The sequence below is a fragment of the Flavobacterium sangjuense genome (assembly GCF_004797125.1).
GTDB classification, from domain to species: Bacteria; Bacteroidota; Bacteroidia; order Flavobacteriales; family Flavobacteriaceae; genus Flavobacterium; species Flavobacterium sangjuense.
Genome location: NZ_CP038810.1, coordinates 1,973,239 through 1,986,890, shown reverse-complemented (window position 1 = coordinate 1,986,890; position 13,652 = coordinate 1,973,239). Strand labels below are relative to the sequence as shown.

Annotated in this window: 16 protein-coding genes; 13 read left to right on the top strand and 3 right to left on the bottom strand. The window is 35.5% G+C overall.

What is annotated here, in order from left to right:
* Nucleotides 1-26 precede the first annotated feature (26 nt).
* From tsaD to GS03_RS08670, 6 genes are all read left to right on the top strand, one after another.
* Nucleotides 27-1,049, top strand: a complete 1,023-nt coding sequence (gene tsaD / locus GS03_RS08695; RefSeq protein WP_136153092.1) for a tRNA (adenosine(37)-N6)-threonylcarbamoyltransferase complex transferase subunit TsaD — start codon at nucleotides 27-29, stop codon at nucleotides 1,047-1,049.
* Nucleotides 1,050-1,054: 5 nt separating this feature from the next.
* Nucleotides 1,055-1,762 carry a 16S rRNA (uracil(1498)-N(3))-methyltransferase gene (locus tag GS03_RS08690; RefSeq protein ID WP_136152152.1) on the top strand — a complete coding sequence of 236 codons (708 nt, stop codon included), beginning with the start codon at nucleotides 1,055-1,057 and terminating at the stop codon, nucleotides 1,760-1,762.
* 1 nt (nucleotide 1,763) lies between these two features.
* The gene (locus tag GS03_RS08685; RefSeq protein WP_136152151.1) at nucleotides 1,764-2,405 is read left to right on the top strand and encodes a DUF4159 domain-containing protein; all 642 of its coding nucleotides are present in this window, start codon (nucleotides 1,764-1,766) and stop codon (nucleotides 2,403-2,405) included.
* 211 nt (nucleotides 2,406-2,616) lie between these two features.
* Nucleotides 2,617-3,576: a zinc metalloprotease gene (locus GS03_RS08680; protein WP_136152150.1), complete on the top strand. Its 960-nt coding sequence runs from the start codon at nucleotides 2,617-2,619 to the stop codon at nucleotides 3,574-3,576.
* Nucleotides 3,577-3,652: 76 nt separating this feature from the next.
* Nucleotides 3,653-4,831 carry a THUMP-like domain-containing protein gene (locus GS03_RS08675; protein WP_136152149.1) on the top strand — a complete coding sequence of 393 codons (1,179 nt, stop codon included), beginning with the start codon at nucleotides 3,653-3,655 and terminating at the stop codon, nucleotides 4,829-4,831.
* Nucleotides 4,832-4,834: 3 nt separating this feature from the next.
* Nucleotides 4,835-5,404, top strand: a complete 570-nt coding sequence (locus GS03_RS08670; RefSeq protein WP_136152148.1) for a hypothetical protein — start codon at nucleotides 4,835-4,837, stop codon at nucleotides 5,402-5,404.
* On the opposite strand, the gene GS03_RS08665 is transcribed toward GS03_RS08670, so the two are convergent.
* The 3 genes from GS03_RS08665 to GS03_RS08655 are packed head-to-tail and all read right to left on the bottom strand — an operon-like array spanning nucleotide 5,401 to nucleotide 7,726.
* Complete coding sequence (locus GS03_RS08665; protein ID WP_136152147.1) at nucleotides 5,401-6,087, bottom strand: M15 family metallopeptidase; 687 nt, start codon at nucleotides 6,085-6,087, stop codon at nucleotides 5,401-5,403. The two genes, GS03_RS08670 and GS03_RS08665, sit on opposite strands and share 4 nt — an antisense overlap.
* 3 nt (nucleotides 6,088-6,090) lie before the next feature.
* Nucleotides 6,091-7,395 (bottom strand): NAD(P)/FAD-dependent oxidoreductase, encoded by a 1,305-nt coding sequence (locus GS03_RS08660; RefSeq protein ID WP_136152146.1) that lies wholly within the window; start codon nucleotides 7,393-7,395, stop codon nucleotides 6,091-6,093.
* Between the two features lie 10 nt (nucleotides 7,396-7,405).
* Nucleotides 7,406-7,726, bottom strand: coding sequence for a rhodanese-like domain-containing protein (locus GS03_RS08655; RefSeq protein ID WP_136152145.1), 321 nt, complete (start codon nucleotides 7,724-7,726; stop codon nucleotides 7,406-7,408).
* 165 nt (nucleotides 7,727-7,891) lie between these two features.
* Here GS03_RS08655 and GS03_RS08650 point away from each other — a divergent pair, with 165 nt between their 5' ends.
* From GS03_RS08650 to trpC, 7 genes are all read left to right on the top strand, one after another.
* The gene (locus GS03_RS08650; protein WP_136152144.1) at nucleotides 7,892-8,350 is read left to right on the top strand and encodes a MarR family winged helix-turn-helix transcriptional regulator; all 459 of its coding nucleotides are present in this window, start codon (nucleotides 7,892-7,894) and stop codon (nucleotides 8,348-8,350) included.
* 9 nt (nucleotides 8,351-8,359) lie between these two features.
* Nucleotides 8,360-8,992 carry an NAD(P)H-dependent oxidoreductase gene (locus GS03_RS08645; protein ID WP_136152143.1) on the top strand — a complete coding sequence of 211 codons (633 nt, stop codon included), beginning with the start codon at nucleotides 8,360-8,362 and terminating at the stop codon, nucleotides 8,990-8,992.
* A 22-nt stretch (nucleotides 8,993-9,014) separates the two neighbouring features.
* Nucleotides 9,015-9,581, top strand: a complete 567-nt coding sequence (locus GS03_RS08640; RefSeq protein ID WP_136152142.1) for a YceI family protein — start codon at nucleotides 9,015-9,017, stop codon at nucleotides 9,579-9,581.
* Nucleotides 9,582-9,834: 253 nt separating this feature from the next.
* Complete coding sequence (locus tag GS03_RS08635) at nucleotides 9,835-11,229, top strand: anthranilate synthase component I family protein (protein ID WP_136152141.1); 1,395 nt, start codon at nucleotides 9,835-9,837, stop codon at nucleotides 11,227-11,229.
* Nucleotides 11,230-11,277: 48 nt separating this feature from the next.
* A complete protein-coding gene (locus GS03_RS08630; RefSeq protein WP_136152140.1) occupies nucleotides 11,278-11,850 on the top strand; it encodes an anthranilate synthase component II in 573 nt (190 codons plus the stop codon).
* Nucleotides 11,847-12,845: an anthranilate phosphoribosyltransferase gene (gene trpD / locus GS03_RS08625; protein ID WP_136152139.1), complete on the top strand. Its 999-nt coding sequence runs from the start codon at nucleotides 11,847-11,849 to the stop codon at nucleotides 12,843-12,845. The genes GS03_RS08630 and trpD overlap by 4 nt, the downstream gene beginning before the upstream one ends.
* The gene (gene trpC / locus GS03_RS08620) at nucleotides 12,842-13,627 is read left to right on the top strand and encodes an indole-3-glycerol phosphate synthase TrpC (RefSeq protein WP_136152138.1); all 786 of its coding nucleotides are present in this window, start codon (nucleotides 12,842-12,844) and stop codon (nucleotides 13,625-13,627) included. The genes trpD and trpC overlap by 4 nt, the downstream gene beginning before the upstream one ends.
* Nucleotides 13,628-13,652 lie beyond the last annotated feature (25 nt).

Here is a 13,652-nt window from a genome sequence, read left to right as displayed (position 1 = left end):
AATATAAATCAAAAATTGCGCCTTTTATGCATCCTGAAGAAGTTTTTATACTGGCTATTGAAAGTTCATGCGACGATACTGCAGCTGCAGTTTTAAGAAATGATGTTGTTCTTTCCAATGTTGTAGCCAGACAAAGCATTCATGAAGAGTATGGTGGTGTCGTTCCTGAACTGGCTTCTAGAGCACACCAACAGAATATTGTTCCGGTTATTGACGTGGCATTAAAGAAAGCTAATGTCACTAAAAATCAGTTGTCAGCTATCGCTTTTACCCAAGGCCCGGGATTGATGGGTTCACTTTTGGTGGGCACTTCTTTTGCAAAATCTTTAGCTATGGCTTTGAATATTCCGCTGATTGCTGTGAATCACATGCATGCTCATATTCTGGCACATTTTATTGACGAAGAAGGATTTGACAAACCTGAATTTCCATTTTTGGCCTTGACCATTTCGGGTGGACATACTCAAATTGTGAAAGTCAATGACTTTTTCAATATGGAAATTATTGGCGAAACTACTGATGATGCTGTTGGTGAAGCTTTTGACAAAACAGCAAAAATATTAGGCTTTCCTTATCCCGGCGGCCCATTGATTGACCAATTTGCCAAAGAAGGTAATCCAAAAAAATATCCGTTTACCAAACCAAAAATTCCGGGCTTGAACTTTAGTTTCTCCGGTTTAAAAACACAGATACTCTATTTTGTTCAGAAAAATGTGCACGAAAATCCAAACTTCATCGAAGAAAACAAAGCCGATATCTGTGCTTCGGTGCAGCATACCATTATCGAAATTTTAATGGATAAATTGAAATTGGCTGTAGCCGAAACAGGAATAAACCAGATTGCGATTGGTGGTGGTGTCTCTGCGAATTCGGGTATTCGTCAGACGTTGAAAGATGCTGAGAGCAAATACGGCTGGAAAACTTTTGTTCCCAAATTTGAATACACTACAGACAACGCTGCGATGATTGGAATTGTAGGTTATCAAAAATATTTACACGATAAATTTTCGGATGCTAATGTGGTTTCTAAAGCACGAATAGAATTTTAAAAACGATGCAGTTATTCTATAATCCAACGATAAACGAAACCCAGACTTCCTTTGTTTTTGACAAAGAAGAAAGCAAGCATATTATTAAAGTGCTGCGTAAAAAAGAAAGCGATATTTTACACGTTACAAATGGTTTAGGCTTTTTATTTACAACCGAAATTACCATTGCATCAGATAATAAATGTACCGTAAAAATTGTTTCTTTTGAGAAACAGCAAGCATCAAAATTTCGTTTGCATTTAGCTGTTGCTCCTACCAAAATGAACGAACGCTACGAATGGTTTTTGGAAAAAGCAACCGAAATTGGAATCCAGGAAATAACGCCAATTATCTGTGAGCATTCCGAAAGAAAGGTAATCAAAATAGATCGGTTTCAGAAGATTTTAGAATCAGCGATGAAGCAATCTTTGCATTATTATTTGCCAAAATTAAACGACCCTATCAGCTTTAAAGATTTTGTCAAAACTCAAAATTCCGGACAATTATTTATTGCACATTGCGAGGAAACAGCTAAGAAATCGTTGAAAAATGAATTAAAACCCAATGAAGACGTAACCATACTGATTGGTCCTGAAGGTGATTTTTCTGTTAAAGAAATCCAACAGGCGATTGCTGCTAATTTTATTCCTGTATCTTTGGGAACAACACGGTTACGTACAGAAACAGCTGCTATTGTGGCTTGTCACAGCGTGGTTTTTAAGAATGAAGCTTAACATGAAAAAACTATTTTTCCTTTTTATTGTATTGATTTCAGCAACAGGTTTCTCTCAGGAAATTGCGTTGCTAAAATACAGTGGCGGTGGTGATTGGTATTCGAATCCGACTTCATTGCCAAACCTTATAAAATACGCCAATCAAACGATTAATACCTATATCAAACCAAAACCGGCTACGGTTGAACCCGGAAGTTCTGAAATCTTCTCTTACCCTTTTGTACACATGACTGGTCATGGCAATGTGGTTTTTAGCGATGCCGAAATCAGCAACCTGAGAAACTATTTACTTTCCGGTGGATTTCTTCATGCCGATGACAATTATGGTATGGATCAATATATCCGCAGAGAAATAAAACGTATTTTCCCTAACAATGATTTGGTTGAAGTGCCTGCAAACCATCCTATTTTTCAAAAGCCAAATCTTTTCGCCAATGGATTACCAAAAATCCATGAACACGATGGCAAACGTCCGCAAGCGTTTGGGATTTTTATTGACAACCGATTGGTATTGCTCTACACGTTTGAATGTGATTTGGGCGATGGCTGGGAAGATCCGGAAGTTCATAATGACCCAAAAGAAGTGCGCGAAAAAGCATTAAAAATGGGTGCTAATATTTTGAATTATATTTTCAATAATTAACCTATAGTTTATTTCTTTCTTTTTTATTGGGCAATTAATGGTTAATCCTAAAAATTGATGTTGTTCATCGATTTGTTGAAAAGTAGCCATCCTTTTTTAGCAAACTGCTAAAATATTTCATAAAATTGTGCTAATTAATTAACCACTCGAGGCATTTGAGATTAAGAAAATTATTTAATCTGGAGCGCAGCGAAAAAAAACCCAAATTAAAATGAAAAAAACCTGTTTATCCTTAGCCATCATTATGGCTTTGTTTTCTTGTCAAAAAGAAGATGATTCACAAATCACCCCTAAAGTATCAAAAAGAGCTTGTGCTTCTCAGGAAGTACTGGAAAGACAATTAAAAGAAAATCCGGAACTGGCTGTAAAGATGAGTCAAATCGAGGAATTTACTGAAAATGCTTTACGAAACCCAAACCAATATCGTTTGGTAAATGGCAAAATTGAAATTCCTGTTGTTGTAAATGTGTTGTATAGAAATGCGGCCGGAAATCTTTCTCAAGCTCAAATTCAATCTCAAATTGATGTTTTAAACAAAGATTTCAATGCTCAAAACACTGATTATAATCAAGTTCCGGCTTTGTTTTCAGGTGTAAAAGCTAATGTTGGAATCTCATTTGTTTTAGACCAGGTTATTAGAAAAGCAACTACTAAAACTTCATGGGGAACAAGAGATGCTATCAAGAAATCAAAACAAGGCGGATTAGATCCGACTAGTCCATCTACAAAATTAAACTTTTGGGTTGGAACTATTGGTGGTGGAATTTTGGGTTATGCCCAGTTTCCTGGCGGTTCATCTGCTACTGATGGCGTTGTAATCGACCCATTGTATTTTGGTGTTTACAGCAATTCAAGTTCAAGCTATCCTTATAATTTAGGAAGAACGGCAACTCACGAAGTGGGTCACTGGTTAAACCTTCGTCATATTTGGGGTGATGCTACTTGCGGAAATGATTTAGTTTCTGATACGCCATCTCATAACGCACCAAATTATGGCGTTCCTACTTATCCACATTACAGTACTTGCTCAGGAGCTCCGGTTGAAATGACTATGAATTATATGGATTATACTGATGATAGAGGAATGTACATGTTCTCTGCAGGTCAAAAAGCCAGAATGGACGCCATCTTTGCTTCTGGTGGAGCTAGATTTTCTTTTGCGCAACCATAATAATTATTTATATAAATTTGCTAAAAACTCGTCATTGCTGGCGAGTTTTTTTTATTTTTAATGAAATTTACAACCTATGGATAAATCCATTTTATCGGAAGAAATTCAAGAGTTTATTACTTCAAATATAAATGTTGATGTATCTAAATTAGCGTTGCAAAAAAACAAATTTCCAGCTTCGGACTGGACAACAATTCTAAATCAAATTGCGGCCAAACAGAAAGCCGAAAGCAAACTTCCCACTTGGTTCAAAACTTCGAATATATATTATCCAGGCAAAATTTCTGTTGAGCAAACCTCTTCTGAAAAAACGGCTGAATACAAATCAGAATTAATTTCCGGCGACAAACTGATTGATTTGACTGGCGGTTTTGGTGTAGATGATTTTTATTTTTCCAAAAAAGTAAATCAGCTAGTTCATTGCGAAATCAATCCGGAATTATCGGAAATTGTTGCGCATAACATTGAACAATTGCATCTAAAAAATATGGAATGTTTTGCAGGTGACAGTTCTGAAATTCTGGCAAAATTAAATCAAAAGTTCGACTGGATTTATATTGATCCTTCCAGACGAAATGATGCTAAAGGCAAAGTATTTATGCTTAAAGATTGTTTGCCGAATGTTCCTGAATTGCTGGATTTTTATTTTGGATTTGCCAATAACATCATGATAAAAACAGCTCCGATTCTTGATATAACCGCCGGATTATCAGAATTGAAAAATGTAAAAGCCATTCACGTTGTTGCGCTGGAAAATGAAGTCAAAGAATTGCTTTGGATTTTAGAAAAAAATTATTCTAAAAGCATTGAAATTGTCACTTGCAACCTGACAAAAGATGCGACAGAAAAATTTACTTTTAAACTCGGAAACGCATCAGTTTCAAATTATAGTTTGCCAAAAAAATATGTTTACGAACCCAACGCCGCTATCATGAAATCGGGTGGATTTGATGAAATTACAACTCATTTTGAGGTTGAAAAGCTGCACCAACATTCGCATCTTTATACTTCGGATACTTTGATTGATTTTCCGGGAAGAGTTTTTGAAATTGAAAACTGCTTTGAATACAACAAATCAAATATGAAATCGGTTTTGGAAAACAAAAAAGCCAATATTACCACTCGGAATTTTCCGGAAACGGTTGAAAACATTCGCAAAAAATGGAAAATTAAAGATGGCGGAAATGTGTATTGTTTTTTCACAACTGATGTAAATAATAATAAAATAGTTTTACTTTGCGGCAAATTAAAATAGATAATGAACAAGATAGTTTTAGCCTTATTTCTTTTTGCCAGCCTGAATGTATTTTCTCAAAAGCCATGCGAAATAGATACCAATGTCACCGATAGTTTAGGTACTTATAAATCGACCAAACAATTTATCGTTTTTGAGAGAAGTTTTGCGGGTAATTCTACCAATGTTTTTTTTAACCTGACCAGCAACAATGGTATTTTGGGTCTTGAAGCACAAATTTTACGAAGAAGTTCAGGCTTTATCAAAGCCAATTGTTTTGATGCGAATTCACGTATTTATTTGCAATTAAATAATGGTAAAATTGTGACTTTGATATATGTCGGAAATGACTCTTGTGGTACATTAATTCAAAATGAGAATAGCCCAAATAGCAGGATTTTGATAGGTTCATTTGTGTTTTCAAAGGAAAATTATGAAGAGTTAAAAGTTTCGCCTGTAACCTATATAAGAATAAAATTTGCCGGAGAAACAATAGATTATCCTTTTAAAACAGAATTTACGGCTGAGCTGGACAAAAAAACCTATCAACCCGAAAGTTACTTTATCAACTATTTGAAGTGTGTTGAAAATTAGTCAGCGCAATGCCATTTCTGGTTAGAAACTTCGTCTTTATTACTTCCGTTTAAATTATAATGCCACCATTCCGAATCAAACGATTTGAAGTTGTGTTGCAGCATAATTTCTTTTAAAAATTTTCTGTTAGCCAAAATTTCTTCCGATAAGTTTTGGTAATTATGACTTGCCTCTTCTCCGAAGAAATCAAATTTGGTTCCCATATTAACTTCTGCACCAAGTGAATCAACCAGCGAAATATCGACTGCGCCACCACGATTGTGAATAGAGCCTTTCTTTGGATTCGCCACAAAATTAGCATCGGGAACGATTTTCCACATCTTTTTCTGAATTGCTTTTGGTCGGTAACAATCGTAGAGTTTTATTCTGTAGCCTTTTGTCAAAAACGATTTGTTGGCTTCCAATAAAGCTTTCACCGTTTTAACCCGCAGGAAACATTCATCACAAGGATATACTTTTTCTTTTAGGAAATTATCGGCTGTAGCATATTTCATATCAAACACAAAATCGTTGCTGTAATTTCGAAGATTGACAAAAGCGTTGCTGTCATTTTCCTTAGCTATATCTAGTAAAGCTGGTGATTTTTTTGAATCAAGATAAGTTGATTTGCAGGACACGAGCGTAAGCGAACTGGCGAAGCAAACCAATAGAGTTATGAGAAATAAAAGAATTACTTTTTTCATAATCTAAACTTCATCACTCGTAAACGTAGTGAAACTTTTCTTTTTAAATGGTCTGATGATTAATCGTCCTTCGCGGTCAAAACGAATATAATTATAAACCCAATTGAGGAAAACAACCGCTTTGTTTTTGAAGCCAATTAATGAAAACAAATGCACAAACATCCATACAAACCAGGCAAAAATACCACTGAAATGATAATGCGGTAAATCGACAACTGCCAGATTTCGTCCAATAGTGGCCATCGAACCTTTGTCGTTATATTCAAATGGAGTCATCGGTTTTTTATGGATTAGCTTAACCAAATTTTCTCCTAACAATTTCCCTTGCTGAATGGCCGGCTGCGCCATCATGGGATGACCTTGCGGATACTTTTCTGATTCCATTGAACATATATCGCCAATGGCAAATATATTATCATAGCCAACCACTTGATTGTATTGGTTTACCCGAATTCTTTCCACTTTTTCAATTAAAGATTTTGGATCTAGTCCGATTATTTTAACGCCTTGAACGCCTGCTGTCCAAATTACGGTGGCAGAATCAAAGCTTAAATCGGTATTTGTGGTTATCGTTCTTCCGTCATAATTGGTTACTCGGACATTCTTCCAAATTTTCACACCTAAATCCAGCAGGAATTTTTCAGCAGCTTTAGATGACTTCTCACTCATCGTATTCAAAATTCTGTCACCACTTTGAATAAGATTGATTTGCATTTTATCAATATCTAAATCGGGATAGTCTTTTTGAAGGATTGCTTTTTTCATTTCGGCCAACGCACCGGCAAGCTCCACACCTGTTGGTCCGGCACCAACCAAAACAAAATTGATTAAGGTATTTCTATCCGCTTGATTTTTGGTTAAAACCGCTTGTTCAAAATTTTCCAAAATCAAACTTCGAATATTTAACGACTGTGGAATCGTTTTCATTGACATCGAATTGCGTTCGATTTCTTTATTGCCAAAATAATTGGTTTTGGAACCTGTGGCAATGACCAAATAGTCATAATCCAAATCCCCTATTTCGGAGATTATTTTTTGATTTTTGGTGTCAATCTCTTTAACCGAAGTCAATCGAAAATAAAAATCTTTATATTCCTGAATAACTTTCCGGATTGGATATGCAATAGAACCGGCTTCTAATCCGCCAGTTGCAACCTGATATAATAAAGGTTGAAATGTGTGGTAATTGTGCTTGTCAATCAGTACCACCTGAACATTCTTATTTCGAAGTTTTTTGGCTATTGCTATTCCGGCAAAACCGCCACCAATAATAACAACACGAGGATTTTTTGACGTTGGAATGTTCATTTGGCATCAATTAATTTTCATCGCGAAAAGCAACATCGCCTTTCCATTTCATAAAACCGCCTTCCAGATTAAACGTTGTTTCAAAACCCATTTGGTTCATGATAGCACAGGCTTGAGCACTTCTTGAACCAGCTTTGCAATAGACATAATAGTTTTTGGATTTGTCCAATTCGTCTAATTTATATAGAAATCCCTGTCCTTTATATATATCGTTTAAAACGGCATTGGGAATAATCCCTTCATTCCATTCCTCCTCTGTTCTAACATCAAGGATAACGGCATTAGGATCGTTTTCTAATTTTGATTTCCAGTCTTCTTGTGATAAATTCATCTTTTATTATTTGAATAACAAATATACTTCATTGTTATTTTAAATCCCATTGATAAAAGGCTAAACTTCCACTCTATTAAAAATTAACAAAAAAATAACAAACATTTGTATATACAAATGAAAATATGTTATACATTTGTACCTACAAATATTGTACTGGTAATTATGAAAATAGAAGACGTAATAAAATCGACAGTAACTATGGATGATGCCAAAAAAGTCATTCTGAATATTATGTATACGCAAAACGTTATCAATGATAAGTTTGCTGAAATAATGAAACCATATGATTTATCGAGCGAACAATATAATGTTTTGAGAATACTTCGTGGTCAAAAAGGTTGTCCTGCTAATATGTGCATCATTCAGGAACGAATGTTAGCCAAAAACAGCAACACTACCCGACTGATTGACAAATTACTTCTCAAAGATTTTGTAACCAGAGAAGTTTGCCCGGATAACCGCAGAAAAATTGAAGTACTGATTACACAAAAAGGATTAAATATTTTAAATGAATTAGATCCTTTTGTATTGGAACACGAAAAGCTTTTTGCAAAAAACCTAACTCAAGCCGAGTTAGAACAATTGAATACCTTATTAGAAAAATACAGAACGATTAATTAATAACTGACTATGACAAATTTTATAAAAAACGCCAATTGGCGTTATGCCACCAAAAAATTTGATACTACAAAGAAAGTATCAGCAGAAGATTTAGAAACTTTAAAAGAAGCGATTCGTTTATCAGCTTCGTCTTATGGATTACAACCTTACAAAGTTTTAATCATTGACAATCCTGAATTGAGAGCACAATTACAGCCTGCAGCTTGGGGACAATCTCAAATTGTAGAAGCATCACAACTATTGGTTTTTGCTAATATAACTGATTTTGGTGATGACGAAATTGATAATTATTTAAACAATATATCAGAAACCAGAGGTTTGCCAACTGAAGCAATACAAGGATATGGTGATTTCATGAAGTCAAAAATTACGACACTTCCGGTAGAGAAAAGAAATATTTGGACAGCAAAACAAACCTATTTAGGAATGGGAAATCTTTTGAATGCTGCTGCCGAATTAAACATTGATGTAACACCAATGGAAGGTTTTGAACCTGAAAAAGTCAATGAAATACTTGGTCTGGATAAACTAGGATTAAATTCTTCTTTAATTGCTACTGTTGGTTATCGTCACGAAGAAGACACAACCCAACACTATGTTAAAGTGCGCAAATCAAACGAAGAATTATTTATAAATTTATAATCAATACTTAATATTAAAAACAATGAAAAATTTAAAAACAATTGCAATTGCATTATTCGTAGCTTTCGGAACAACAGTAGCTACAGCACAAAGTAAAAAAATCAATGTTGAAAAGAGCACCATTAACTGGAATGCAAAAAAAGTAACCGGAGAACACTCAGGAACTGTTAATTTCCAAGACGGTACATTAATTTTCAAAAAAGGAAAAGTTGCCGGTGGGAATTTCACTGTAAACATGACATCTGTAAACACAACTGATTTATCAGGTGATTGGAAAGCAAAATTAGACGGACATTTAAAATCAGATGATTTCTTTAGTACAGAAAAATTCAAAACATCTACTTTAGTATTCAAAAAAATTGCTACAAAAGCAGCTGGTGTTTATACTGTAACAGCTGATTTAACAATCAAAGGAATTACAAACCCTGTAACTTTTGATTTGGCAGTAAAAGGAAATACAGCTTCATCTGTTGTAAAAATTGACAGAACTAAATACGATATCAAATACGGTTCAAAAAGCTTCTTTGAAAGCATTGGAGACAAAGCGATCAATGATGATTTCGACTTAACTGTTAACCTACAGTTCTAATTAGGGAATTATTGCTATGAAAAACCTCGTAAAGAAATTTTCGAGGTTTTTTTATTTTTTGTTTGGAAATCAAAAACACATTCCTATATTTGTTTAATACAAAAAATAAAATATGAACATTTTAAATAATACTTGGTGGTGGAATAGTTTACGTCAGTCGTCGTGAAATAGTCCATTATTGGTATCATTTATCCAAATAATATAAAAGACTTGTCATTCACGGCAGGTCTTTTTTCATTTTAACAACTTTCATATGCAACAGTTTCAATTACATACACAGCACAAACAAATCCTCGCCGACACGATTACGCCGGTTAGCATTTATCTCAAAATTCGGGATAAGTTTCCAAATAGCATTTTGCTCGAAAGCAGCGATTATCATACTGCCGACAATAGTTTCTCCTATATCTGCTGCAATCCTATCGCTTCGATAAAACTTGAAAATAATACCATTGTGAGTTCTTTTCCTGATGGAAGTTCTGAAAAAATTGCTATTTCCACTGCTGTGAATGTTCCAAAAGTGATTGAAGAATTTGCCTCGCGATTCAAACCCGAAAACAACAACTTCAAGTTCATTAACAATGGTTTGTTTGGTTATATCAATTACGATGCGGTGCAATATTTCGAAAAAATAAGCATTCAGAAAAGAACCGATGATTTAGCAATTCCGGATTTGTATTATGCGGTTTACCAAAATATTATCGCCATCAATCATTTCAAAAACGAAGCCTATATCTTTTGCCATAGCATTGACAACACCAATAATATCAAGGAAATTGAGCAACTATTGCAAACCAAAACCTTTGCGAGTTATCGCTTTACCAAAGAAGGGAATTCGGTTTCTAATCTGACTGATGCCGAATTTAAATCGAATGTAGCTTTAGCCAAAAAACACTGCCATCGTGGTGATGTATTCCAATTAGTTTTATCCAGACGATTTTCACAAGCTTTTAAAGGTGATGAATTCAATGTTTATCGCGCTTTGCGAAATATAAATCCTTCACCCTATCTGTTCTTTTTTGATTATGGAAATTTCAAGATTTTTGGGTCTTCGCCCGAAGCGCAGCTCGTAATTTCTAATAAGCATGCCGAAATACATCCAATCGCCGGAACTTTCAAACGAACAGGAAACGACGAACAAGATGCCGAATTGGCCAAAAAATTATCCGAAGATGTTAAAGAAAACAGCGAACACGTTATGCTTGTTGATTTGGCTCGAAATGATTTAAGCCGAAATTGTACTGAAGTCAAAGTGGAAAAATACAAAGAGGTACAGTTCTTTTCGCATGTGATTCATTTGGTTTCCAAAGTCACCGGAAAACTAACCGGGAGTTCAATGAATTTGGTTGCCAACACCTTTCCCGCCGGAACGTTAAGCGGTGCCCCAAAACACAAAGCCATGCAATTAATAGAAGAAATCGAAAATACCAACAGAACCTTTTATGGCGGTGCGATAGGCTTTATGGACTTTGAAGGCAATTTTAATCACGCCATTATGATTCGGACGTTCCTGTCCAAAAATCATCAATTGCATTATCAGGCTGGCGCGGGAATCGTAGAAAGTTCTTCGGAAGAAAACGAAATGCAGGAAGTTTATAATAAATTAGGAGCTTTGAATAAAGCTTTGGAATTAGCAGAAACAATATAATTATGAAATCGAAGATTCACGAATACCAAAAAAACAATTATTAAAGTCATGAGTAATAAGATAGCAGTTATAGATAACTACGATAGTTTCACTTACAACCTTGTTCATTATCTGGAAGATTTGAATACAAAAGTTACTGTGTTCAGAAACGACGAATTTGAATTGGAAGAATTACAAGCTTTTGATAAAATCTTATTATCACCAGGTCCGGGAATACCAGATGAAGCCGGTTTGCTCAAAGCTGTGATTTCAAAGTATGCCGAAAGCAAAAGCATACTTGGTGTTTGTTTGGGCCAACAAGCCATCGGAGAAGTTTTTGGCGGAAGCCTTATAAACCTTGATAAAGTCTATCACGGTGTTGCTACAAAAGTGACGCAATCTGTAACAGACGAAACGCTTTTTAATGGTTTGCCAAATGATTTTGAAGTCGGGCGTTATCATTCCTGGGTAGTTGCCAATGTTGATTTTCCAACTGTTTTGGAAATCACTTCAACAGATGAAAACGGACAAATCATGTCACTACGCCACAAAACCTTTGATGTAAAAGGTGTGCAATTCCACCCCGAAAGCGTTTTGACGCCTTTTGGCAAACAAATTTTAGAAAACTGGGTAAACTCATGAAAACAATTTTAAACCGATTAATAAATCACGAAACGCTTTCAAAAGCTGAAGCCAAAGAAGTTCTGGTCAACATTTCTTCTGGGCAATATAATCCAAGCCAAATTGCTTCGTTTTTGACAGTCTATATGATGCGGAACATTACCATTGAGGAGCTTTCAGGTTTTCGTGAGGCGCTTTTGGAACTTTGTATTTCGGTAGATTTTTCTGCGTACAATACAATAGATTTATGCGGAACCGGTGGTGATGGAAAAGATACGTTCAATATTTCAACACTTGCTTCATTTGTAGTTGCCGGAACCGGAATTCACGTTGCAAAGCACGGAAATTACGGAGTTTCTTCCATTTCTGGATCGAGTAATGTGATGGAAACATTAGGCGTGAAATTCAGCAATGAAAAAGACTTTCTTGCCAAATGCATGGGCGAAGCCAATATTGCCATACTTCATGCACCTTTGTTCCATCCGGCGATGAAGAATGTTGGTCCGATTCGGAAAGAATTAGGCGTTAAAACCTTCTTTAATATGCTTGGCCCAATGGTGAATCCATCGTTTCCAAAGAACCAATTGGTTGGCGTTTTTAGCTTGGAATTGGCGCGTATGTATGCGTATTTGTATCAAAACACCAATGTGAATTATACGATTCTTCATGCTTTGGATGGTTATGATGAAATTTCGTTAACTGCCGATGCCAAGATGATTACCAAAAACTCTGAAAGTATTGTCAATGCTGATGATTACAAATTGTCAAAATTGTACTTCGAAGAAATTAAAGGCGGAGAAACCATAGAAGAATCAGCGCAAATTTTTATGAATATCATTTCCGGAAAAGGAACTGAAGCACAACAAAATGTGGTTTGTGCCAATGCAGCGCTGGCGATTTCAACAGTTGAGAATTCTTCAATAATTAATGCATTTGCTAAAGCCAAAGAAAGTTTACAATCGGGAAAAGCTTTAGAAAAATTACAAAAACTGCAACAAATCAGCCAAAACGCATGAGTATTTTAGATCAAATAATCGCCAGTAAAAAGAAGGAAATTGCTCTGAAGAAGAGCATAGTTTCGGTTGCGCAGTTGGAAAACTCCGATTTGTTCAATAAAAAAACGAACTCTTTGCGCAAGTCGATAATCAATTCACCATTTGGGATTATCGCTGAGCACAAACGCCGTTCGCCTTCTAAAGCCACAATTAACAACAGTTTTTCGGCAGAAGAAGTGGTGAAAGGTTATGAAAATGCGGGTGCTTCAGGAATTTCTGTTTTAACTGACACACAATATTTTGGCGGCTCGTTAGAAGATTTGCTTTTGGCACGAGCATCAGTCCAGATTCCGTTATTGCGCAAGGAATTCATTGTAGATGAATATCAGTTATTGGAAGCTAAAGCCTTTGGTGCTGATGCCATTCTGCTGATTGCTGCCGTTTTATCCAAAGAAGAAATCAAACAGCTTTCGGAGTTTGCGCAATCACTGGCTTTAGAGGTTTTACTTGAAGTCCACAACCTGGAAGAATTAGAAAAAAGTATCATGCCAAGCCTTGATTTGATTGGCGTAAACAATCGAAACCTAAAAACATTTGAAGTGAGTTTGCAGAACAGTATTGATTTGGTAAATCACATTCCGAATGACTTTGTCAAAATATCTGAAAGCGGTTTAACCACAACGAACGACATAAATCTATTGAGAAGTCACGGATTTCAAGGCTTTTTAATTGGAGAGAATTTTATGAAAACTGACAGTCCAGGCAAAAGTCTGGAGCAATTTATCAATCAACTAAAAGAATAATGACAGTTAAAATCAAAATATGTGG